The 23,422-nt window shown below is 64.7% G+C and carries 16 protein-coding genes and 1 tRNA gene; all 17 read left to right on the forward strand.

Annotated features, from left to right (window positions below; genetic code table 11):
* Positions 1-35 precede the first annotated feature (35 nt).
* The 17 genes from H578_RS15650 to H578_RS0108720 all read left to right on the forward strand — a co-directional run bounded on the left by H578_RS15650 (position 36) and on the right by H578_RS0108720 (position 23,327).
* Positions 36-410 (forward strand): HGxxPAAW family protein, encoded by a 375-nt coding sequence (locus tag H578_RS15650; RefSeq protein ID WP_022873295.1) that lies wholly within the window; start codon positions 36-38, stop codon positions 408-410.
* Positions 411-429: 19 nt separating this feature from the next.
* Positions 430-1,245, forward strand: a complete 816-nt coding sequence (gene trpC / locus H578_RS0108645; protein WP_022873296.1) for an indole-3-glycerol phosphate synthase TrpC — start codon at positions 430-432, stop codon at positions 1,243-1,245.
* A complete protein-coding gene (trpB, locus tag H578_RS0108650; protein ID WP_022873297.1) occupies positions 1,242-2,498 on the forward strand; it encodes a tryptophan synthase subunit beta in 1,257 nt (418 codons plus the stop codon). The genes trpC and trpB overlap by 4 nt, the downstream gene beginning before the upstream one ends.
* The gene (gene trpA, locus H578_RS0108655) at positions 2,495-3,280 is read left to right on the forward strand and encodes a tryptophan synthase subunit alpha (RefSeq protein WP_022873298.1); all 786 of its coding nucleotides are present in this window, start codon (positions 2,495-2,497) and stop codon (positions 3,278-3,280) included. Before trpB ends, trpA begins: the two co-directional genes overlap by 4 nt.
* Positions 3,281-3,304: 24 nt before the next feature.
* Entirely contained in the window at positions 3,305-4,495 is a 1,191-nt protein-coding gene (gene lgt, locus H578_RS14310; RefSeq protein ID WP_022873299.1) for a prolipoprotein diacylglyceryl transferase, read from the forward strand.
* Positions 4,496-4,708: 213 nt separating this feature from the next.
* Positions 4,709-9,352 (forward strand): glutamate synthase large subunit, encoded by a 4,644-nt coding sequence (gene gltB / locus H578_RS0108665; RefSeq protein ID WP_022873300.1) that lies wholly within the window; start codon positions 4,709-4,711, stop codon positions 9,350-9,352.
* A complete protein-coding gene (locus tag H578_RS0108670; protein WP_022873301.1) occupies positions 9,345-10,808 on the forward strand; it encodes a glutamate synthase subunit beta in 1,464 nt (487 codons plus the stop codon). The genes gltB and H578_RS0108670 overlap by 8 nt, the downstream gene beginning before the upstream one ends.
* 201 nt (positions 10,809-11,009) lie before the next feature.
* Entirely contained in the window at positions 11,010-12,554 is a 1,545-nt protein-coding gene (gene pyk / locus H578_RS0108675) for a pyruvate kinase (RefSeq protein WP_022873302.1), read from the forward strand.
* A gap of 140 nt (positions 12,555-12,694) precedes the next feature.
* Positions 12,695-12,776: transfer RNA gene (locus H578_RS0108680), tRNA-Leu, on the forward strand.
* A gap of 55 nt (positions 12,777-12,831) precedes the next feature.
* Positions 12,832-13,455: an ANTAR domain-containing response regulator gene (locus H578_RS0108685; protein ID WP_022873303.1), complete on the forward strand. Its 624-nt coding sequence runs from the start codon at positions 12,832-12,834 to the stop codon at positions 13,453-13,455.
* A gap of 92 nt (positions 13,456-13,547) precedes the next feature.
* Positions 13,548-15,281, forward strand: a complete 1,734-nt coding sequence (gene ilvD, locus H578_RS0108690; protein ID WP_022873304.1) for a dihydroxy-acid dehydratase — start codon at positions 13,548-13,550, stop codon at positions 15,279-15,281.
* A gap of 243 nt (positions 15,282-15,524) precedes the next feature.
* Positions 15,525-17,393 carry an acetolactate synthase large subunit gene (locus tag H578_RS0108695; RefSeq protein ID WP_022873305.1) on the forward strand — a complete coding sequence of 623 codons (1,869 nt, stop codon included), beginning with the start codon at positions 15,525-15,527 and terminating at the stop codon, positions 17,391-17,393.
* 15 nt (positions 17,394-17,408) lie between these two features.
* Positions 17,409-17,915 (forward strand): acetolactate synthase small subunit, encoded by a 507-nt coding sequence (ilvN, locus tag H578_RS0108700; protein WP_028464106.1) that lies wholly within the window; start codon positions 17,409-17,411, stop codon positions 17,913-17,915.
* Between the two features lie 8 nt (positions 17,916-17,923).
* Positions 17,924-18,949, forward strand: a complete 1,026-nt coding sequence (gene ilvC, locus H578_RS0108705) for a ketol-acid reductoisomerase (protein WP_022873307.1) — start codon at positions 17,924-17,926, stop codon at positions 18,947-18,949.
* A gap of 97 nt (positions 18,950-19,046) precedes the next feature.
* On the forward strand, positions 19,047-20,639 hold the full coding sequence (gene serA, locus H578_RS0108710) for a phosphoglycerate dehydrogenase (protein ID WP_022873308.1): 1,593 nt from the start codon (positions 19,047-19,049) through the stop codon (positions 20,637-20,639).
* A gap of 5 nt (positions 20,640-20,644) precedes the next feature.
* The gene (gene metG, locus H578_RS0108715; protein ID WP_022873309.1) at positions 20,645-22,246 is read left to right on the forward strand and encodes a methionine--tRNA ligase; all 1,602 of its coding nucleotides are present in this window, start codon (positions 20,645-20,647) and stop codon (positions 22,244-22,246) included.
* Positions 22,247-22,250: 4 nt separating this feature from the next.
* Positions 22,251-23,327, forward strand: coding sequence for a 3-isopropylmalate dehydrogenase (locus H578_RS0108720; protein WP_022873310.1), 1,077 nt, complete (start codon positions 22,251-22,253; stop codon positions 23,325-23,327).
* The last annotated feature ends 95 nt before the right edge of the window (positions 23,328-23,422 follow it).

Here is a 23,422-nt window from a genome sequence, read left to right on the forward strand (position 1 = left end):
GACACTCTGTAGAGGACTTGAAGGAGAGACTTTCGATGGCGACCAGCCCCGGCAGCGTTCGCGACGTGGAGCAGAAGCCCAGCGCCGACGACGAGTTCATCCACTACGACCACATCGGGCACGGCTCTACCCCTGCAGCCTGGACCCTGTGCGGGATCATCATGGTCGCTGCGGTCATCGCCGGCGTCGCCTTTATCGGGCAATGGTGGTTCCTGCTGTGGGTCGCCGGTGCCTTGGTGCCGGTGGCGCTCATCGCCGGACTGGTGATGAAACAGATGGGGTACGGCGTGGAGATGGATTCCAAGGCCGTGCTCAAGCGCGGCGAGGACCCGGATGCCCACCGCGGCCCGGCCATTCCTGATGAGACCTCCAGCCCGGCCAAGCGCAAGCCAGCACCCAGCACGGACTGAACCCGCACACACCAGACGTATGCCCACAGTCCTCGACACCATCATCGACGGCGTCCGGGAGGACCTCGCCGAACGCGTCCGCCATACCCCGGCTCAGGCCATTCGCCGCTGGGCTGAAGATGCCCCGCCTGCCCTGGATGCCCGCGCCGCATTGACCGGCGGACGTGACGACGCCCGCGGTGTTCGGATCATTGCGGAGGTGAAACGCTCCTCACCGTCCAAGGGGTCTCTGGCCGCGATCCCCGACCCGGCCGCCCTCGCGCAGGCCTACCAGACCGGGGGTGCCTCGGTGATCTCGGTGCTCACCGAGCGGCGCCGCTTCGGCGGCAGTCTGGATGACCTCGACGCTGTGCGGCAGCGGGTCGACATTCCCGTGTTGCGCAAGGACTTCACCGTGGAGGAATACCAGATCTACGAGGCACGTGCCCACGGTGCCGACCTCGTGCTCCTCATCGTTGCCGCGCTCGACGATGCTCAGTTGCGCGACTTTCTGCAGGCGACCGAAGGTCTCGGCATGAACGCGCTCGTTGAAGCCCACACCGAAGAGGAAATCGCCCGAGCCGTGGAGGTCGGAGCAAGCATCGTCGGGGTCAATGTCCGGAACCTGAAAACCCTCGAGGTGGACCCTGGCCACTACCAAGCGATGGCCCGGCACCTACCTGACGACGTCGTGCGTATTGCCGAATCCGGTGTGGATTCCCCGGGCGTGGTTCTCGACTACGCTCGGCAAGGTGCCGATGCGGTGCTGGTAGGGGAGGCGCTGGTCAAACACGGCGACCCCACCGCAGCAGTGGCCGACTTCCGTTCCGCCAGCCTCGCCAAGGAGAGCCAGTGAACCCCCCGTCCCAGTACCGCGACGCCCCCGGCCCCTATTTTGGGGACTACGGTGGCCGGTGGATCCCTGAATCCCTGGTCGCGGCGCTCGACGAGCTCGAAGCTGCCTTCCGCTCGGCCACTGAGGACCCCGCCTTTGTCGCCGAATACCAGCGTCTGGCCCGGGACTACATCGGCCGTCCCAGCCTGCTGACTGAGGCGCAGCGCTTTGCCGCCGACGTCGGCTCTGCTCGGATCTTCCTCAAACGGGAAGATCTCAACCACACCGGTAGTCACAAGATCAACAATGCGTTGGGGCAGGCGCTCATCGCCAAACGGTTGGGGAAGACCCGGCTCATCGCCGAAACCGGGGCCGGCCAGCACGGGGTCGCCACCGCCACTGCAGCGGCCCTGCTCGGCCTGGACTGCGTGGTCTACATGGGGGCTGAAGATACCCGCCGTCAGGCGCTCAACGTCGCCCGGATGAACCTGCTGGGCACTGAAGTCGTACCCGTCGAGCACGGTTCCCAGACACTTTCCGATGCCATCAATGAGGCCTTGCGGGACTGGGTCGCCTCCGTGGACAGTACTCACTATGTCCTGGGCACGGTGGCTGGTCCGCACCCCTTCCCGGAGATGGTCCGCTGGTTCCACCGCGTCATCGGGGAAGAGACCCGGGCGCAGATCCTCGAGCAGACCGGCACCCTGCCAGATGCGGTGGTGGCCTGCGTCGGCGGCGGCTCCAACGCCCTGGGGATCTTCCACGGCTTCCTCGACGACGAGTCAGTCGGTCTCTATGGCTACGAAGCCGGGGGAGAGGGTCTGGAAACCGGTAAGCACGCAGCGGCGATCACCCTGGGTCGGGCCGGACTGCTTCACGGTGCCCGCAGTTACCTCATGCAGGACGACGACGGCCAGACCATCGATTCACACTCCATCTCTGCAGGGCTGGACTACCCCTCTGTGGGTCCTGAGCACGCCCATTTGGCCGATACCGGGCGGGTGACCTACGAGGCAGTGACCGATGCCGAATGCATGGAAGCTTTTGCCGCCCTGTGCCGGACCGAGGGGATCATCCCCGCCATCGAATCCGCTCACGCCCTGGCCGGGGCTGCTCGACTCTCGGCCTCCTGGGGGGATGATGGCAACAACCGGATCATCGTGGTCTCCCTCTCCGGTCGGGGAGATAAGGATGTCGCCACCGCGGCCGAATGGTTCGACCTGCTACCAGCAGATGAGGACTCCGACGCACCACCGACGGGGGTAGAGGCATGAGCATCACCGCAGCGGCTATCGACGCCGCCAAGGACCAAGGACGTGCCGCCTTCGTCGGGTACCTACCCGCCGGTTACCCGGACAAGGAGACCTCCATCGCTGCGGCCATCGCCCTGGCCCGTGGGGGAGCCGACGTTATCGAGATCGGTATCCCCTACTCGGACCCCGTGATGGACGGCCCTGTCATCCAGCAAGCCACCACAGAGGTGCTGCAGCGTGGTTTCCGCATCGACGAAGTCTTCGAGATCGTCGCAGCAGTGACTGAAGCCACCGATGCTGCGGTGCTGGTGATGACCTACTACAACCTCATCGACCGGATGGGCCCCCAGACCTTTGCTCGCCGGCTTGCCGAGGCCGGCGGAGCCGGTGCCATCACCCCCGACCTCATCCCGGATGAGGCCGCCGAATGGATCGCTGCCGCCGAGGCGCACGACCTCGACCGAGTGTTCCTCGCTGCCCCGACGTCTACCGATCAGCGACTGCGCCGTATCGCCGAGCTCAGCCGCGGCTTCGTCTACGGAGTCTCCCTGATGGGCGTCACCGGTGCCCGGAGTACCGTCTCCGATGCGGCGGCCGATGTGGTCGCCCGGACCAAAGCCGCCGGTGCTGAGCGTGTCTGCGTGGGCCTGGGAGTCTCCACCCGCGCCCACGTCGAAGAGATCGGAGCCTACGCCGACGGGGTGATCGTCGGCACCGCACTCGTGGCCGCCTTGCGCGACGGTGGCCCGGAGGCGGTCGAACAGCTCGCCGGAGAACTCTCCGGCACAGCACCCCTCCGTTAGGAAACTGCTGATACCTTGCACCCCATGACCACCATCCTTGCCGGTTTTCCCCCACCGCCACTGCGCGCTATCGATCTGCCCGGACCCTTTGAGATCGCCATGTACGCGGTCTGCATCGTTGCAGGCGCGGTTCTCGCCGTGCTGCTGGCCACCAGGCTGTGGCGTTCCCGCGGCGGAGATCCAGAGGATGTCCTCACCGCCACCCTCTGGGCCGTGGTGTTGGGCATCATCGGAGCACGGATCTACCACGTCATCTCCTCTCCAGATGGGTACTTCGGCGAGGATGGCGACTTCCTGCGTGCCTTCCAAATCTGGCACGGCGGGCTCTCCATCATCGGGGCAGTGGCGGCCGGCTCGATCGGAGTCTGGCTGGCCTGCCGACGCTACGGGATGAAATTCGGTGCCTTCGCCGATGCCGTCGTGCCCGGAGTGCTACTGGCCCAGGCGGTAGGCCGCTGGGGCAACTGGTTTAACCAGGAACTCTTCGGCCGCTCCACCGATCTGCCCTGGGGTCTGCGCATCGACCTCGACCAGGCCCACTCCGCTCCGGCCGGGACCACAGAACAGACTCTGTTCCACCCCACTTTCCTCTACGAATCAATCTGGAACCTCTTGGGCGTCGTCGCGCTGGTGTGGCTCTACCGCCGATTCCAGTTCCGCTCCGGTCTGCTGACATTGACCTATGTGGCCTACTACGCTCTGGGCCGGTTCTGGATCGAATCCCTGCGGATCGATGAGGAGACCAAATCCACCCAGTACCCGCTGCGCGAGGCCATCGGGTTGGACTGGCGACTGAACCAGATCATCGTGTTCGTCGTCTTCCTCGCCGCTGTGGCCGGGATGATCTACCTGTGGACCAAGCGGCCCCGTACTGAGGACGAAATCCTCGAACAGCTGGAGGTCTACCGCCCCGGTGCCGGACCCCGTGGTTCCCAGCAGTCCCTCGACGGGGATGAGGACGCGGAGAAAGACTCGAACGCAGAGGCCGGCAGCACTGACGAAGACAGCACTGACGAAGACAGCACTGACGAAGACACTGAGAAGACGGATACCTCCGACGACGCCGAGGGGACAGAATCCGACGATCTCACCTCATCGTCGTCGCAGGCTGATGCTGGTGCTGAGGAGAGCGCCGACGACGCCGAGGAGACCGACGCCGACACGCCCGAGGGGGCAGCTGAGGACGACACCGAGGGCAAGGGTAAACCTGCCTGAACAACATCCCACAGAGTGAGCACAATTTGCGCCGAGGGCCGATGGCGCGCAAGATTGATCTGATCTCCTGCTGAGCCGGGAGCTCTCATGCGTGCCTTGAGAATCGCACCCAATTCTTGAGCGCGTCCGGAAGCGCCACGCGCTTCCCACCGCTGTGCGCCCACCCGAAGCGCCTGACTCTCGCACCATGTGAGCGGAGGAAGGAACATCGTTATGTCCGTTTCCCATTCGGAAGCTGCAGGACTGAGTGCCGAGGCCTTAGACCAGCAGATCATCAGCCCCTACACCCGGTTTGCCGCGTTCCCGGAGAAGCAGGGGCTCTACGACCCGGCTAACGAGCACGAGAACTGCGGCATGGCCGCCGTGGCCACACTCCGCGGCACCCCCGGGCACGACATTGTCGACCACGCCCTGCACGCCCTGCGCTGCGTGGAGCACCGCGGCGCAGTCGGCGGCGACGTCGGCACCGGTGACGGGGCCGGCATCCTCACCCAGATCCCTGACGAACTCTTCCGCGCAGTGGTCGACTTCGACCTTCCCGCCGCTGGCGAATACGCCGCGGGCACTGCGTTCCTCCCCAAAGACGACGCCGAACGTGACGAGATGGTCGCCACCTTCGAGCAGATGGCCGCCGACCAGGGTCTGACTGTGCTCGGCTGGCGCGATGTGCCCATCGATGATTCCATGATCGGCTCCCTGGCCCGGGAGTCCATGCCCTTCTTCAAGCAGGTCTTCCTCACTCTGGCCCCTGAGGATTCCTACGAATACCAGGAGTCCGCCGCCGGAACCCTGGATCAGCGGGCCTGGCGGCTGCGCAAGCGCGCCCAGAACCGCATCGGGATCTACTTCCCCTCCCTGTCGAGCAAGACCATCACCTACAAGGGGATGCTGACCACCGCCCAGCTAGAGCCTTTCTACCCGGACCTGGCTGACGAGCGCTACAAGACCACCCTGGGAATCGTTCACTCCCGGTTCTCCACCAACACGTTCCCCTCCTGGCCGCTGGCCCAGCCGCTGCGCCAGATCGCCCACAACGGGGAGATCAACACAGTGCAGGGAAACCGCAACTGGATGCGGGCCCGGCAGTCGATGATGAACTCCGAACTGCTCGGCGATGACCCGGAGTACCTCTTCCCCATCTGCACCCCGGGAGCCAGCGACTCCACCAGCTTCGATGAAGCCGCCGAGTTGCTCATGCTCTCCGGGCGGCCACTGTCCATGGCGATGCGGATGATGATCCCGGAAGCCTGGGAGAACCACGAGTCCATGGACCCGGATCTGCGGGCTTTCTACGAGTACCACGCCATGCTCATGGAGGCTTGGGACGGTCCGGCCGCCATCGCCTTCACCGACGGCACCCAGGTCGGTGCGGTCCTGGACCGTAACGGGCTGCGCCCGGCCCGCTACTGGGTCAGCGACGACGGACTTGTGGTCCTGTCCTCCGAAGTCGGCGTCATCGACCTCGAACCCAGCAAGGTCGTCCGCAAAGGCCGAGTGGCCCCGGGCATGATGTTCCTGCTCGACACCGCCGAAGGCCGGATCATTGAGGACGAGGAAATCAAGGCCGATTTCGCCTCCAAGGAACCGTGGGCCGAATGGGTCTCTGAGAACCTCGTCAAACTTGAAGACCTCCCTGAGCGCCTGCATGTGAAGCACCCCTCCGGCTCGGTACGACTGCGCCAGCAGACCTTCGGGTACACCCACGAGGAACTGAAAATCCTCATTGGCCCAATGGCTGCCACCGGCGCTGAACCGATCGGTGCTATGGGCACCGACACCCCAATCGCGGTGCTGGCCGAACGGCCCCGGCTGCTCTTTGACTACTTCGTGCAGACTTTCGCCCAGGTGACCAACCCTCCGCTGGATGCCATTCGCGAGGAACTGGTGACCTCCCTGGGCGTGCACATCGGCCCCAACGGGAACCTGCTGGCCCCCGGGCACGTGCGCACGCGGCAGGTGAAACTCGACTTCCCGGTCATCGACAACGACCAACTGGCCAAAATTGCCAATATCCGCAACGAGGAAGGCCAGAAGGCAGCACTGAAGATCCGTGGACTCTTCCGGGTGGGCTCCACCGAGGAGGAATTCCGCCAGCGGATTCGTGAGATCTGCGAGAAAGTCTCCGCTGCGGTCAACCGCGGGGTCAGCTACATCGTGCTCTCCGACCGGGACTCCAATGCCCAATGGGCGCCGATTCCCTCGCTGCTGCTGGTCTCTGCAGTCCACCACCACCTGCTGAAATCAGCCATCCGGACCCGAGCCTCCCTGATCGTCGAAGCCGGGGATGTGCGTGAAGTCCACCACGTGGCCTGCCTCATCGGCTACGGAGCCGCCGCAGTCAACCCCTACCTGGCCATGGAGACCGCCGAGGACATGGTCCGCCGCGGTGACATCACCAACGTCACCGAAGAACAGGCCGTGCGTAACCTCATCACCGCCTTAGGCAAGGGCGTGCTGAAGATCATGTCCAAGATGGGCATCTCCACGGTCGCCTCGTACTCCGGGGCCCAGACATTCGAGGCTGTGGGACTCTCCCAGCGGATGGTGGACCAGTACTTCACCGGCACCAACTCGGTGATGGGCGGAGTGGGGCTCGGAGTGATCGCCTCCGAGACGCTGGAACGCCACACCAAGGCCTACCCGCCCGACGGCAACGACCTAGGCCGTGGTGACGAACTCGACGTCGGGGGAGAGTACCAGTGGCGTCGGGAAGGTCCACCGCACCTGTTCAACCCGGAGACGGTGTTCAAGTTGCAGCACTCCTCCCGCACCCGCCGCTACGACATCTTCAAGCAGTACACCAAGGCCGTGGACGACCAGTCCCAGGCGTTGATGACCTTGCGCGGGCTGTTCAAATTCAAGCCGGTGCGTGAGCCCATCCCCGTCAGCGAGGTCGAGCCGGTCAGCGAGATCGTGAAGCGGTTCAACACCGGAGCGATGAGCTACGGTTCGATCTCCCAGGAGGCTCACGAGACCCTGGCGATCGCGATGAACCGGCTCGGTGGCCGGTCCAACACCGGTGAGGGCGGGGAACACCCGCAGCGTCTCATCGACCCCGAACGCCGTTCGGCGATCAAACAGATCGCCTCCGGCCGGTTCGGCGTGACCAGCCAGTACCTCACCCACGCCGACGACATCCAGATCAAGATGGCCCAGGGTGCCAAGCCTGGCGAGGGCGGCCAGCTCATGGGTAAGAAGGTCTACCCCTGGGTCGCCGAGACCCGACACTCCACCCCCGGAGTGTCCCTGGTCTCCCCGCCTCCGCACCACGACATCTACTCCATCGAGGACCTCAAACAGCTCATCTACGACCTCAAACGGGCCAACACCGGTGCGCGGGTCCACGTGAAGCTGGTCTCTCTCAACGGAGTCGGTACGGTGGCGGCCGGAGTGGCCAAGGCAAGTGCCGACGTCGTGCTCATCTCCGGACACGACGGCGGCACCGGAGCCTCCCCCCTGAACTCACTGAAGCACGCCGGCACCCCCTGGGAACTGGGACTGGCCGAGGCTCAGCAGACCCTGATGCTCAACGGACTACGCGAACGCGTCACTGTCCAGGTCGACGGTCAGCTGAAGACCGGCCGTGACGTCGTCGTCGCTGCCCTGCTGGGGGCTGAGGAGTACGGCTTCGCCACCAGCGCACTGGTGGTCTCCGGCTGCATCATGATGCGGGTGTGCCACCTGGACACCTGCCCGGTCGGGGTTGCCACCCAGAACCCCACCCTGCGCGAGCGCTATACCGGCAAGGCCGACCACGTGGTGAACTTCTTCGAGTTCGTTGCCCAGGAGGTCCGTGAATACCTCGCCGAACTCGGCTTCCGCAGTCTCGATGAGGCGATCGGGCACATCGACGCCCTCGACATGGACGAGGCCAAACGGCACTGGAAGGCAGACGGGCTTGACCTCTCCGCGGTGTTGTCCGGCTGGGACCCCAACGACCCGGCCACCGCCAAGATGCTGCGCCGTACTGCCGAACAGGACCACGAGCTTGAGAAGCACTTCGACGTGGCCATCATTGAGCAGGCTCAACCGGCCATCCACCACGGCGAGCAGGTGCGCGTGGCGTCCCGCGTGGTCAACACCGACCGTTCAGTGGGGACCATGCTCGGCCACGAGGTGACCAAGGCCCTGGGGCTGTCCACCTTGGAGCACAACACGATCCAGCTGGACCTCCACGGAGAGGCTGGCCAGTCCCTCGGCGCCTTCCTGCCCCATGGGGTGACCATCCGGCTCTCCGGCGACGCCAACGACTACGTGGGCAAGGGGCTCTCCGGTGGGCGGATCATCGTCCATCCCGACCCCGCTGCTCCGCTGGTTGCGGCGGAGAACGTCATCGCCGGCAATGTGATCGGCTACGGTGCCACCGCTGGGGAAATGTTCCTGCGCGGACAGGTCGGCGAGCGGTTCCTGGTGCGCAACTCCGGGGTCACCGCCGTCGTCGAAGGCATCGGGGACCACGGCTGCGAGTACATGACTGGGGGACAGACCCTCATCCTGGGGCCCACCGGGCGTAACTTCGGCGCCGGGATGTCCGGCGGCACCGCCTATGTGCTGGACTTCGACTCCGGCAAGCTCAATGTTCAGGCCGCCACAAACGGTGACCTGCTGCTGAGTGAGTTGGATGCCGAGGACAAACAGATTGTGCTCGACCTGCTGCGCCGCCACCAGGAGGAGACCGGATCCGTCGTGGCCGAGGAGCTGCTGACTGATCCCGAGGCCACCTTCGGCCGTATCACCAAGATCCTGCCCCGCGACTACGACGCCGTGCTGCGTGCCCGTGCCGATGCCCTCGATGAGGGACTCGACCCCAACGGGGACGAAGCCTGGCAGAAGATTCTGGAGGTGACCCGTGGCTGATCCGCGCGGATTCTTAAAGCACCGGCAGCGCCAGGACCGGCCCTCCCGCCCCGTCCCGGTGCGGATCATGGACTTCAACGAGGTCTATGAACGCCAAGAGAAGGGCGTGACCAAGACCCAGGCCAGCCGGTGTATGGACTGTGGCATCCCGTTCTGCCACACCGGGTGCCCGCTGGGGAACCTCATCCCCGAGTGGAATGACCTCATCTGGCGCGATCAGTGGGAGGAGGCCTCCCGCCGGTTGCACATGACAAACAACTTCCCGGAGTTCACCGGGCGCATCTGCCCGGCACCCTGTGAGACCTCCTGCGTGCTGGGGATCAACCAGCCCGCGGTGACCATCAAACAGTCCGAGGTGGAAATCGCCGATGAGGCCCTGGGGCGCGGACTCGTCAAGCCCGTGGTTCCTACCCGGCTGACCGGTAAGACGGTGGCAGTGGTGGGCTCCGGGCCCGCTGGGTTGGCCGCCGCCCAGCAGCTGACCCGGGCCGGGCACACAGTGGCCGTCTACGAACGTGACGACCGGCTCGGTGGACTGCTGCGTTACGGCATCCCCGATTTCAAGATGGAAAAGCATCTGGTGGACTTCCGCATCGAACAGATGCGCACTGAAGGCACCCGGTTCTACACCAAAACTGATGTCGGCACCGACATCAGCTGGTCGGCACTGCGGGACTCCTACGACGCCGTAGTGGTCGCCACCGGTGCCATGGTGCCCCGGGACCTGCCCATCCCCGGACGCGGACTGGCCGGCATCCACTTCGCCATGCCGTACCTGACCCAGTCCAACCGCGCGGTCGCCGGTGACGAAGTCCCCGACCAGATCCACGCCCACGGTAAACGCGTCATCGTGCTCGGCGGTGGTGACACCGGGGCTGACTGTATCGGCACCGCACACCGCCACGGGGCCACCTCGGTGACTACGCTGGCCATCGGTAAGGAATTGCCCCGCGAGCGGCCCGAGCACGAGCCGTGGCCGATGGACCCGCGGGTCTTCGAGGTCACTAGCGCCCACGAAGAGGGCGGGGAGGTGAAGTGGTTGGCCTCGACGGTGGAGTTCCTCGGGGACGAGAACGGCCACGTCCGTGCACTCAAGGTCGCCGAGACCCAATACAACGAGGACGGCTCCCGGACCCCGAAGCCTGGCACCGAGCAGGAGATCCCCGCTGATTTGGTGTTGTTGGCCCTGGGATTCACCGGCGCGGAGCCGGACACTCTCACCGAGCAGCTCGGTGTGGACTTCACTGCCCGGGGTGCAGTAGCCCGGGACGAGGACTACCAGACCAATGTGGAAGGTGTGTTCACCGTCGGTGACGCCGGACGTGGCGCCTCCCTGGTGGTCTGGGCCATCGCCGAAGGGCGTGCCGTGGCTGCTCACGTGGACCAGTACCTCGAAGGGACCACGCGTCTGCCCGCCCCTGTCAAACCCAGTGACCGGGCGATCTCCTTAAGCTGAGCCGGCCGGTAGCCGCAGCTGGTCAGGCCTCCGCTGCGCACCGCAATGCGCTGGGACATCTCAGCTGAACCGGCCTGGTGGACACACGGCACACGGTGTTCGCCGGGCCGGTTCTGAGATAGGCTCAGCTTCAGAGAAATCTCTGGTCCAGCGCCGTGCCAGGGGAGCTGTATTAACCCCCGCAGACCACAGAGGTGAGGCATGAGACACGCCAAGATCGTTGCGACCTTCGGACCGGCCACCGCCGGCTATGAGAGGACCCGCCAGCTCATTGAAGCCGGGGTCGACGTCGTCCGCGTCAATATGAGCCATGGGGACTACTCCGTACACGAAGACACCTACAACACCGTGCGGGAGGTCGCTAAGGATCTCCGCCGCGGGGTGGGGATCTTCGCCGATCTGCAGGGACCGAAGATCCGGCTGGGTCGTTTCGCCGACGGGCCCCACTACCTCAACGCCGGGGACACCTTCACCATCACCACTGAGGATATCTCCGGAACCAAGCAGCGCTGCTCAACGACGTTCAAGAAGCTTCCCGGTGACGTCAACCCGGGCGACACATTGCTCATTGACGACGGCAAGGTGGCCCTGCGTGCCGTGGAGGTCACTGACACCGACGTCGTCACGGAGGTCACCGTCCCCGGTGAAGTCTCCAACAACAAAGGCATTAACCTACCGGGGGTGGCGGTCTCGGTTCCGGCGCTGAGCGAGAAGGACGAAGCTGATCTGCGCTGGGCGCTGCGGACCGGGTTCGACATGGTGGCCCTGAGCTTTGTTCGTGACGCCGCCGACATTGAGGTCGTCCACCGGATCATGGCTGAAGAGGGTCGGCACGTGCCGGTGATCGCCAAACTGGAGAAGCCCCAGGCGGTCGAAGCCCTGCAGGACGTTATTGACGCCTTCGATGCCATCATGGTCGCCCGCGGCGACCTCGGTGTGGAGCTGCCCCTGGAAGAGGTGCCCGTGGTGCAGAAGCGGGCTGTGGAGCTGGCCCGTCGCTGGGCCAAACCGGTCATCGTGGCCACCCAGGTGCTGGAGTCCATGATCGATAACCCGCGCCCCACCCGCGCCGAGGCCTCTGACTGTGCCAACGCCGTGCTCGACGGTGCCGACGCCGTCATGCTCTCGGGCGAGACTTCCATCGGCAAGTACCCGGTGCAGACTGTGGAGACGATGTCGAACATCATCGCCACCACGGAGGCCAAGGGACTGGCCCGGATCCCGCAGCTGGGCACCAAACCGCGCACCCGCGGGGGCGCCATCACTCGGGCGGCCAATGAGATCGCCGAGCAGCTCGACATCAACTACCTGGCGACTTTCACCCGCTCAGGAGATTCCGCGCGGCGGCTCTCCCGGCTACGGCCCAAGCAGCCAATTTTCGCTTTCACCCACGTGGAGCACACCCACAACATCCTCACCCTGTCCTGGGGTGTGCAACCACGGTGGGTGGAGTTTGCTCCGCACACCGACCAGATCACCGCTCAGGTGGACAAGCTGTTGCTGGAAGAAGGCATCGCCGAACCCGGTGACCTCGTGGTCATCGCCGCTGGGTCGCCTCCCGGCCAGGCCGGCACCACGAACATGGTCAAGGTCCACCGGATCGGGGACTTGCCCGATGGCGGCGTGGACGTCGAAGCGCTCCGCCGCGGCGAGGCAGTGGGGCCGGATAAGGAGCCTATCGGCCCCTGGCCCTCGCAGAGTGCACAGTCGGCGGTCTCAGCTCACTCGGCGCATTCCGCCCTCTAGGAATGCCTCTGGCTGCTTCGCGCGACGTCGTCTTGGGGTGACGCGGTGGCACAAAGAGTGCGCTACGTCTGTACACCCGTTAAGCTGTATGGGCCCCGAGCGGGTGCCCTGCCGATGGCAGTGCACTGGACTCGGAGGATGCCCGAATGGCGGAATTGGTAGACGCGCTCGACTCAAAATCGAGTTCCTCACGGAGTGTGGGTTCGAGTCCCACTTCGGGCACTGATGTACCCACTAGGGCCCATGCACCGGCCCGCGCGAAGCTGTAAGGAGATCCGTGAGCGAAGAGACCCAGTCCGCGGGCCAGGCCGCGGGGCCCGTCGCCGAGGGTGATCGCCGTCGCGTGCTCGTCGCTGAGGACGAAACGCTCATTAGGCTCGACGTCGTCGAGATCCTCACCGGCGCTGGCTACGAGGTGGTCGGTGAGGCTGATAACGGCGAGCAGGCAGTGGAGCTGGCCCGCCAGCACGAACCGGATCTGGTGGTCATGGATGTGAAGATGCCGGTGATGGATGGCATCACAGCGGCTCGTACCATCGCCGAGGAACGGATCGCTCCGGTGCTGATGCTCACGGCATTTTCCCAACGGGACCTCGTCGAATCCGCGCGGGAAGCCGGCGCCATGGCCTATGTGGTCAAGCCCTTCAGTGAGAATGACCTGGTCCCGGCCATCGAGGTGGCGGTGGCGCGTTTCGATGAGATCCGCGCACTGGAGGACGAAGTCGCCGATATCTCTGAGAAATTTGAAACGCGTAAGCTCGTTGACCGGGCAAAATCCCTGCTGACCACCAAGATGGGCCTCACTGAGCCGGAGGCTTTCCGGTGGATCCAGAAGACGTCCATGGACCGGCGTCTGACCATGCGGGAAGTCGCCGACACGGTCATCGAACAGATGAGTTGAGACGCCCGTGCTGAAGCTCAGTTAACATCCGGATCCTGAGATGCTGCAGCCTCTGACGGCAGAAGACGCCACCTGGGCATAGAATCGGCCTCATGTCCGCACCCACACCACCCACCACTGTGACAGGTCCCTCTGTGCCGGAGAAGCCCCGCTCCTGGCAGGTCACCGACGGCTACACCCGGGCCCCGGCCCGCGGCATGCTGCGCGCCGTCGGCATGGGCGACGACGACTGGGGAAAGGCCCAGATCGGCATTGCCAGCTCCTGGAACGAGATCACCCCCTGCAACCTCTCCCTGGACCGGCTGGCCAAAGCCTCCAAAGAGGGCGTGCATATCGGGGGCGGTTACCCTCTGGAGTTCGGGACTATCAGCGTCTCCGACGGCATCTCCATGGGGCACGAGGGCATGCACTACTCCCTGGTCTCCCGCGAAGTCATCGCCGACTCCGTGGAGACCGTGATGCAGGCCGAGCGCCTGGACGGCTCCGTGCTGTTGGCCGGCTGCGATAAGTCCTTGCCCGGCATGTTGATGGCTGCGGCCCGCCTGGACCTGGCGAGCGTGTTCCTCTACGCCGGGTCGATCATGCCCGGTATTGCCCGGTTCGCCGACGGTACCGAGAAGGAAGTCACCCTCATCGACGCTTTCGAAGGGGTGGGCGCCTGCGCTCGCGGCACGATGACCGAAGAGGAGCTGGACGTCATCGAACGCGCCATCTGCCCAGGCGAGGGTGCCTGCGGTGGAATGTACACCGCCAACACCATGGCCTGCATTGGTGAGGCCCTGGGCATGTCCCTGCCCGGATCCGCCGCTCCGCCGAGTGCTGACCGGCGGCGTGACGCCTACGCCCGGGCCTCCGGTGAAGCTGTGGTGGAGATGCTGCGCAAGGGGATCACGACCCGCGACATCCTCACCAAGGAGGCCTTTGAGAACGCCATTGCGGTCACCATGGCCTTCGGTGGTTCCACCAATGCGGTCCTGCACCTGCTGGCCATCGCCTATGAAGCCGGTGTGAAGCTGGAGCTGGAAGACTTCAATCGGATTGGGGATAAGGTCCCGCATCTGGGCGATCTCAAGCCCTTCGGTCAGCATGTGATGGTCGATGTGGACAAGGTCGGCGGCGTGCCCGTGGTGATGAAGGCCCTGCTGGAGGCCGGACTACTGCATGGCGACGCCATGACCGTCACCGGCAAGACACTGGCGGAGAACCTCGCCGAGATCAACCCACCGGATATTGACGGCAAGATCATCCGTCACCTGGACAACCCCATCCACCACAACGGCGGGATCGCCGTGCTGCGGGGCTCCCTGGCACCCGAAGGTGCCGTGGTGAAGTCTGCCGGGTTCGACGCGGAGGTCTTCGAAGGCACCGCACGGGTCTTCGAACGTGAACAGGCCGCACTCAAAGCCCTCGAAGAAGGCAAGATTGCCGCCGGCGACGTCGTCGTCATTCGATACGAAGGTCCCAAGGGCGGGCCGGGGATGCGCGAGATGCTCGCCATCACTGGTGCGATCAAGGGAGCCGGGCTGGGCAAGGACGTCTTGCTCATCACCGATGGCCGATTCTCCGGAGGAACCACCGGGTTGTGCATCGGCCACATCGCTCCTGAAGCCGTCGACGGTGGGCCGATCGCCTACATCGCCGATGGCGATACGATCCGGGTGGACATTCCCGCCCGCACGATCGATCTGGTCGTCGAAGAGGAGGAACTCTCCCGCCGTCGGAACAGTCCGGACTGGAAGCCGCTGCCGCCGTATGTCACCACCGGGGTGCTCGGCAAGTACGCGAAACTGGTTCGCTCAGCGGCCGAGGGAGCCTCCTGCGGCTAACCACCGGAGGGTGTCCATGATGCGAGACGGCCACTAGGGTGGTTGACACGCGTCACATGTCGGAGAACGATGGTCGGTATGCGCATGGAGCTACTCGTCGTATCCGTACAGAACCCCGCCGGGTTCTGACGATACGCACGCGCCACTCCAGACGCAGGCCACCGTCCACCCCGGCACAGGGAAACTCCTGACGCCGGGGTTTTGTCTGTGCCGGGCTCTCCCGAAGAGCAGAGGAAAGAAGAGATGAGCGGATTGACAGCAGCGCCCGTCGAACGCCACCCGCGCGCCGGCCGCATCACCACGGCCGAAACGCGCCTCTACGGCCCCGGCCGCACCGTACCCACGGAAGCGGTCACCGGTTCCCAAGCCATTATTCGCAGCCTCGAAGAACTCGGTGTCACCGACGTCTTCGGAATCCCCGGCGGCGCGATCCTGCCGACCTACGACCCCCTCATGGACTCGGAGAAGATCAACCACATCCTGGTCCGCCACGAGCAGGGAGCCGGCCACGCCGCCCAGGGCTACGCCATGGCCACCGGCAAAGTCGGTGTCTGCTTCGCCACCTCGGGCCCCGGGGCGACCAACCTGGTCACCGCCATCGCCGATGCGCATATGGACTCCGTGCCACTAGTGGCCATCACCGGGCAGGTCAACGCCTCCGTCATCGGTACAGATGCCTTCCAGGAAGCCGATATTGTCGGCATCTGCGCGCCCATCACCAAGCACGCCTACCTGGTGACCGATGCCGATGAGATCCCACGGGTGATGGCCGAGGCCTTCCACCTGGCCTCCTCGGGACGTCCCGGCCCGGTGCTGGTGGACATCACCAAATCCGCGCAGGCAGCCCAGACCACATTTTCCTGGCCGCCGAAGCTCGGCCTAACCGGATACAAACCGGTCACTCGCGGTCATGCCAAACAAATCAAGGAAGCCGCCAAGCTCATTGCCGCCTCCACCCGCCCGGTGTTCTACATCGGCGGAGGGCTCATCAAGGCCGAAGCCTCCGCCGAGTTCATCGAACTGGCCGAAACAGTCGGTGCCCCGGTGGTCAACACGCTCATGGCCAGGGGAGCCTTCCCGGACAGCCACCGGCAGAACGTCGGGATGCCGGGTATGCACGGAACTGTTTCCGCCGTGGCCGCCCTGCAGCAGTCCGATCTGCTGATCACCCTGGGTGCGCGCTTCGACGACCGGGTTACCGGCCAGCTGGACTCCTTCGCCCCCGAGGCCAAGGTGATCCACGCCGATATTGACCCCGCGGAGATCTCCAAAAACCGGCAGGCCGATGTGCCCATCGTCGGCTCCTTAAAAGAGATCATCCCCGACCTCACCCAGGCGGTGCGAGAGGTCTTCGCCGCCCAGGGCCGGCCGGACCTGGACTCGTGGTGGGCCAGAATCCAACGATTGGTCGACACCTACCCGCTGGGGTGGACTGAACCCGAAGACGGGCAAATGGCACCCCAACAGGTCATCCAGAAGATCGGTCAGGCAGCCGGCCCGGAGGCAATCTATGCGGCCGGTGTTGGCCAGCACCAGATGTGGGCCGCCCAGTTCATCCAGTACGAACGCCCCCGCCAGTGGCTGAACTCCGGAGGTCTGGGCACCATGGGGTACGCGGTACCTGCGGCCATGGGAGCCCAAGTGGCCGAACCGGACCGCACCGTGTGGGCGATCGACGGGGACGGTTGCTTCCAGATGACCAACCAAGAGCTGGCCACCTGCGCGATCAACAACATCCCCATCAAAGTCGCGGTCATCAACAACTCGTCCCTGGGGATGGTCCGGCAGTGGCAGACGCTGTTCTACGAGTCCCGGTACTCCAACACTCACCTCAACACCGCGGTCAACGCCGCCGGCGACACCGTGGTGCGCATCCCCGACTTCGTCCAGCTCGCCGAGGCCTACGGCTGCGTGGGTCTGCGGTGTGAACGCGAAGCCGACCTGGAGGCGACCATCGCCCAGGCGATGGAGATCAACGACCGTCCCGTCGTCGTCGATTTCGTGGTCTCCCGGGACTCCATGGTCTGGCCCATGGTGCCCGCTGGAGTGTCCAACAGCGACATTCAGATTGCCCGCAACCTGACCCCCGACTTCGACGACGAGGAGGAGTGAGCCATGGCCGCTGACATCGAACGCCGCACCCTCTCAGTGCTCGTCGAAGACGTGCCCGGGGTGCTCTCCAAGGTCTCCGGGCTCTTCGCCCGCCGGAACTTCAACATCCACTCTCTGGCCGTAGGACCCTCGGAGGTGGAGGGTCTGAGCCGGATCACCATCGTGGTTGACGCCGATGACCACCTGCTTGAACAGATCACCAAGCAGCTGAACAAGCTCATCAACGTCATCAAGATCATCGAGCTGGAGACCGGCAACTCCGTGCAGCGCGAACACCTGCTCATTAAGGTCCGCGCCGACGCCGCCGCCCGGCTGCAGGTCACCCAGGCGGTGGAACTGTTCCGCGCCAAGATCGTTGACGTTTCCGTTGACTCCCTCACTGTGGAAGCCACCGGCGCCGCGGATAAACTCGATGCGCTGCTCTCGGTGCTCGAGCCCTTCGGTGTGCGGGAGATTGTCCGCTCAGGAACCCTGGCCATCGCCCGTGGCTCCAAATCCATGACCGAGAAAGCCCTACGCTAAGGAGAACCATGACTGACCTCTACTACGACGACGACGCCGACCTCTCGGTACTGTCCGATAAGACTGTCGCGATCATCGGCTATGGCTCCCAGGGCCACGCCCACGCACTGAGCCTGCGCGACTCCGGCGTCGACGTCGTCGTCGGGCTGAAAGAGGGCTCGAAGTCCCGGGCCAAGGCCGAAGAACAGGGCCTGAAGGTCGCCACGGTCGCCGAGGCCGCCAAAGCCGGTCAGATCGTGATGATGCTGGTTCCCGACCAGCACCAGGAGAAGGTTTTCGCCGACGACGTCGCCCCCAACCTCCAGGACGGCGACGCCCTGTTCTTCTCCCACGGTTTCAACATCCGTTACGGCTTCATCAAACCGCCCGAGAGCGTCGACGTCGCCATGGTCGCCCCCAAGGGCCCCGGTCACGTGGTCCGTCGTGAATACGAAGCAGGCCGCGGTGTGCCCGCCCTGATTGCTGTGGAGCAGAACCCCACAGGCCAGGCCAAAGAGCTCGCTCTGGCTTACGCCAAGGGTATTGGCGGCACCCGCGCCGGGGTCATCGAGACCACCTTCACCGAGGAAACCGAAACCGATCTCTTCGGTGAGCAGGCCGTGCTTTGCGGTGGCGCATCCCAGCTGGTGCAGTACGGGTTCGAGGTGCTCACCGAGGCCGGGTACAAGCCGGAGATTGCCTACTTCGAAGTCCTCCACGAGCTGAAGCTCATCGTGGACCTCATGGTGGAAGGGGGTCTGACCAAGCAGCGCTGGTCGATCTCCGACACCGCCGAGTTCGGTGACTATGTCTCCGGCCCGCGGGTCATCTCCCCTGAGGTCAAGGAGAACATGAAGGCCGTGCTGGCTGACATTCAGGACGGCACCTTCGCCCAGCGGTTCATGGACGACCAGCGCAACGGCGCCGCGGAGTTCCAGCAGCTGCGGAAGAAGAACCAGGACCACCCGATCGAGCCCACCGGCCGTGAGCTGCGCAAGCTGTTCTCCTGGATTCCGCAGGACGACGACTACACCGAGGGCACCGCCGCCAGGTAATATCCCGGCGGAGCGCGCAGGTCGCGCTCGCCTCTCGGCCGCATGCAGTGGCTGCGGCCTTCACGCCTAAAGTCCAGGTCAAGCAGAGAAGGTATACGTGAGCACTCGTCCTGTAGTACTCCTTGCTGAGGAGTTGTCCCCGGCCACTGTGGAGGCGCTCGGCCCCGACTTCGAGATCCGCAGCACCGATGGGGCCGACCGGTCCCGTCTGCTGAGGGATATCGCAGACGCCGATGCAGTGATGGTCCGCTCCGCCACGCAGGTCGACGCCGAGGTCTTCGCTGCGGCGAAGAAACTCAAGGTCGTCGCCCGCGCCGGGGTGGGGCTGGACAACGTTGACGTCAAGGCCGCCACGGAGGCCGGAGTCATGGTGGTCAACGCGCCGACGTCGAACATCATCTCCGCAGCGGAACTGACCTGTGCTCACATTCTGGGACTGGCCCGTAACATCTCCCCGGCGCATCAGGCGCTCAAAGCCGGAGAGTGGAAGCGCTCCAAGTACACCGGAGTGGAACTGTCCGAGAAGACCCTCGGGGTGATCGGGCTGGGACGCATCGGTGGGCTGGTCGCTGAACGGATGGCGGCCTTCGGTATGGAGATCATCGCCTACGACCCCTACGTCACCTCGGCGCGAGCCCACCAGCTGGGCGCCCAGCTGGTGGAGCTCGACGAGCTCTATGAAAAGGCCGACGTCGTGACCGTCCACATGCCCAAGACTCCGGAAACTGTGGGCATGATCGGTGCCGAACAATTCGCCCGGATGAAGCCCAGCGCGTTTGTCGTCAACGTGGCCCGCGGCGGCCTCATCGATGAAGACGCGCTGGAGACTGCCCTGGAAGCCGGGCAGATCGCCGGAGCGGCCATCGATGTCTTCAGCAACGAACCGGCCACAGACTTGCCGTTCTTCAGCCGGGACAACGTCGTGGTCACCCCGCATCTGGGTGCCTCCACTCATGAGGCCCAGGAAAAAGCCGGTGTCTCCGTGGCCCGTTCGGTCCAGCTGGCCCTGGCCGGAGAGCTGGTACCGGATGCGGTCAACGTCGCCGGTGGGGCGATCGACGAGCTCGTGCGTCCGGGCATCCCACTCATCGAGAAGCTCGGACGGGTGCTCACGGCGCTGTCCGAGGAGGCCTTCACCGATATCGAAACCGAGGCCGCCGGGGAAATCGCCGAGCTCAACGTCTCCGCCCTGCAGTTGGCTGCCCTGAAGGGTGTTTTCACTGATGTGGTCAATGACCCGGTCAGCTACGTCAACGCCCCCGTGCTCGCCGAACAGCGCGGCATCTCCACTCGGCTGACGACCACCAGTGACGTCGAGGACTACCGCAACGCGCTGACCGTACGGGCGGCGACTTCCACCGGCACCAACCTGGAGGTCCGCGGCACGCTCACCGGACCCAAGCAGATCGAAAAGATCGTCGGCATCAACGGCTACGATCTGGAGATCGCGCTGACCGAGCACCTGGTGGTGTTCGAATACGCTGACCGTCCTGGTGTGGTCGGTGCCTTGGGCCGGATCCTCGGGGAGAAGGGTGTGAACATCGCGGGGATGCAGGTCTCCCAGAACACCAAGGAAGGTCGGGCCCTGGCGGTGCTGGCCATCGACGCGGCCCTGCCGGCTGGGGTTCTCGATGCCATCACCGCAGAAGTCGGTGCCAGCCTCTCGGCTGAGGTCAATCTGGAAGACTAGGGACCATGTCAGACAAACCCTCGTACTACCTCACTACGGCCATCTTCTACCCCAATGGGGAGCCGCACATCGGGCACGCCTACGAGTACATCTCCGCCGATGTCATGGCCCGGTTCAAGCGGCTCGACGGCTACGAGGTGTACTTCCAGACCGGTTCGGATGAGCACGGCCAGAAGATGCAGCTTTCCGCGGAGAAGGAAGGCCTGACCCCTTATGAGCTGGCCACCCGTAACGCGGCGGTCTTCAAACGGGTTGACGACGAGGTCCTCGACATCTCCTACGACCGGTTCATCCGCACCACTGACGAGGACCACTACGCCGCCTCCCAGGAGATCTGGCGGCGGATGGTCCAAGCCGGGGATATCTATCTGGATAAATACGCCGGGTGGTACTCGATCCGGGACGAACGGTTCTACACCGAGGACGAGACCGAAGTCCGCGACGACGGGGAGCGGTACTCCATCGAAACCGGCACCCCGGTGACCTGGACAGAGGAGGAATCCTACTTTTTCCGGCTCTCGGCCTACCGGGACAAGCTGCTGAAGTTTTACGCGGACAACCCTGACTACGCGGGCCCACGCAGCCGCTTTAACGAGGTCATCCGGTTCGTGGAGAACGGGCTCAATGACCTCTCGATCTCCCGGACCAGCTTCGACTGGGGTGTACCGGTACCCAAAGACCTCACCGCCGGGGAGACCGACCTTGACCACGTGATGTACGTGTGGGTGGACGCGCTGACCAACTACCTCACCGGGGCTGGCTTCCCGGACACCACCTCCGAGCGGTACCGGAAGTTCTGGCCGGCGGATCTACACGTCATTGGCAAAGACATCTCCCGCTTCCACTGCATCTTCTGGCCGGCGTTCCTGATGAGCGCGGGGTTGCCACTGCCAAAGCGGGTCATCATCCACGGGTTCCTGCACAACGCAGGTGAGAAGATGTCCAAATCCGTGGGTAACGTCGTCGCCCCCGATGCCTGGGTGAACACCTACGGACTCGACGCCGTGCGGTTCTTCTTGCTGCGGGAGTTCCCCTATGGTTCGGATGGTTCCTATACGCACGACGCCGTCGTCAGCCGGAAGAACGCCGATCTCGCCAATAACTTGGGGAACCTGGCACAGCGCTCGCTGAGCATGATCGCCAAGAACTGTGAGGGCCGAGTGCCCGAGCCGGGTGAGCTCACCGAGGCGGACACCGCCTTGCTCAACCAAGCCAAAGAACTGCTGGCCATCAACCGGGAAGCCTACGAGGTCCAGGACTTCCACCATGCACTGGAACGCACCTGGCACGTGCTGGGGGAGGCCAACGCCTACTTCGCAGAACAGGCGCCGTGGCAGCTGAAGAAGACCAATGAGGCCCGGATGCGTACTGTGCTGTATGTCACCGCGGAGGTGATTCGCAAGGTCGCCCTGCTCACCCAACCGGTGATGCCCGGCTCGGCGACCAAGCTGCTTGATGTGCTTGGGGTCCCGGCTTCCGGGGACGCCGGGCGCACCAACGCCTCGGGTCAGGGGCCGCGTTCCTTCGCCGCCTTCGGGGAGAAACTGGTCCCCGGCACCCCCTTGCCGAAGCCGCAGCCCGTCTTCCCCCGCCACGAAGAGGAGTGAACCTGTGACAGAGAGCCTGAGCATCGCCGTCGTCGGCGGTGATGGCATCGGCCCAGAGGTCATCGCTGAGGCCCGCAAAGTCCTCAACGCCGCCGTGGAGCACGAACCCACCCGGCTGGAGTACACCGAATACTCCCTGGGGGCCGAACACTGGCAGGCCACTGGGGAGACCCTCAGCGAGGAGACCTTGACGGCGCTGCGTGGTCATGACGCGATCCTCTTCGGGGCGATCGGGGCGGACCCACGTTCGGTGACCGTGCCCTCCGGGCTGATCGAACGCGAACTACTGCTGAAACTGCGGTTCAGCTTTGACCACTGCATCAACCTGCGGCCTTCGCGCACTTTCCCGGGGGTCTCTACGCCGCTGGAGAGCACTGCGGACATCGACTTCGTGGTGGTGCGTGAAGGCACCGAGGGTCCCTATGTGGGCAACGGCGGAACGCTCCGGCAGGGTACTGACCAGGAGATCGCCACCGAAACCTCGTTGAACACCGCTTTCGGGATCCGCCGAGTGGTGACCGACGCCTTCATCCGGGCGCAGGCCCGTTCACAGCGACTGACCCTGGTGCACAAGCAGAACGTGCTCACATACGCGGGCAAGCTGTGGCAGCGCATTGTGGAAGAGACCTCCGCCGACTATCCGGAGGTCGAGTGGGACTATATGCATATCGACGCCGCCACGATCTACTTGGTCACCGATCCGCAGCGATTCGATGTCATCGTCACCGACAATCTCTTCGGCGACATCATCACTGATCTTGCCGCCGCGGTAACCGGTGGAATCGGTCTGGCTGCTTCTGCTTCCATCAACCCCACCGGTGAGGCGCCAAGCATGTTCGAACCGGTCCACGGTTCGGCCCCGGATATCGCCGGCCGCCAGATCGCCGACCCCACGGCTGCGGTGCTCTCGGCCGCACTGATGCTGGATCACCTGGGGTTCGACGCCGCCGCCGAGCGGGTCCGCGCGGCGGTGCATGCTCAGCTCACCGAGTGGGCTATGGACGGTGGCGGCGAAGGGCTGAGCACATCCCAGCGGGGTGATGCCTTCGCGGAGAAGGTCACCCACCAGTCCACGCCGTAATTCACCCCACCCCATTCTCTGCAGAGTGGTTCACCGCCTAGGGTTCCACGGAGCGGACTACAGCGCAGCAGCGGTCCGCCGGTGGCATAGCATGG

The organism is Nesterenkonia alba DSM 19423 (genome assembly GCF_000421745.1).
Lineage (GTDB): Bacteria > Actinomycetota > Actinomycetes > Actinomycetales > Micrococcaceae > Nesterenkonia > Nesterenkonia alba.

Bases quoted from the DNA above. Each gene is read 5' to 3' on its own strand.
- H578_RS15650 (WP_022873295.1), top strand. From the start codon at position 36: ATGGCGACCAGCCCCGGCAGCGTTCGCGACGTGGAGCAGAAGCCCAGC.
- trpC (WP_022873296.1), top strand. From the start codon at position 430: ATGCCCACAGTCCTCGACACCATCATCGACGGCGTCCGGGAGGACCTC.
- trpA (WP_022873298.1), top strand. From the start codon at position 2,495: ATGAGCATCACCGCAGCGGCTATCGACGCCGCCAAGGACCAAGGACGT.
- lgt (WP_022873299.1), top strand. From the start codon at position 3,305: ATGACCACCATCCTTGCCGGTTTTCCCCCACCGCCACTGCGCGCTATC.
- gltB (WP_022873300.1), top strand. From the start codon at position 4,709: ATGTCCGTTTCCCATTCGGAAGCTGCAGGACTGAGTGCCGAGGCCTTA.
- pyk (WP_022873302.1), top strand. From the start codon at position 11,010: ATGAGACACGCCAAGATCGTTGCGACCTTCGGACCGGCCACCGCCGGC.
- ilvD (WP_022873304.1), top strand. From the start codon at position 13,548: ATGTCCGCACCCACACCACCCACCACTGTGACAGGTCCCTCTGTGCCG.
- H578_RS0108695 (WP_022873305.1), top strand. From the start codon at position 15,525: ATGAGCGGATTGACAGCAGCGCCCGTCGAACGCCACCCGCGCGCCGGC.
- ilvC (WP_022873307.1), top strand. From the start codon at position 17,924: ATGACTGACCTCTACTACGACGACGACGCCGACCTCTCGGTACTGTCC.
- metG (WP_022873309.1), top strand. From the start codon at position 20,645: ATGTCAGACAAACCCTCGTACTACCTCACTACGGCCATCTTCTACCCC.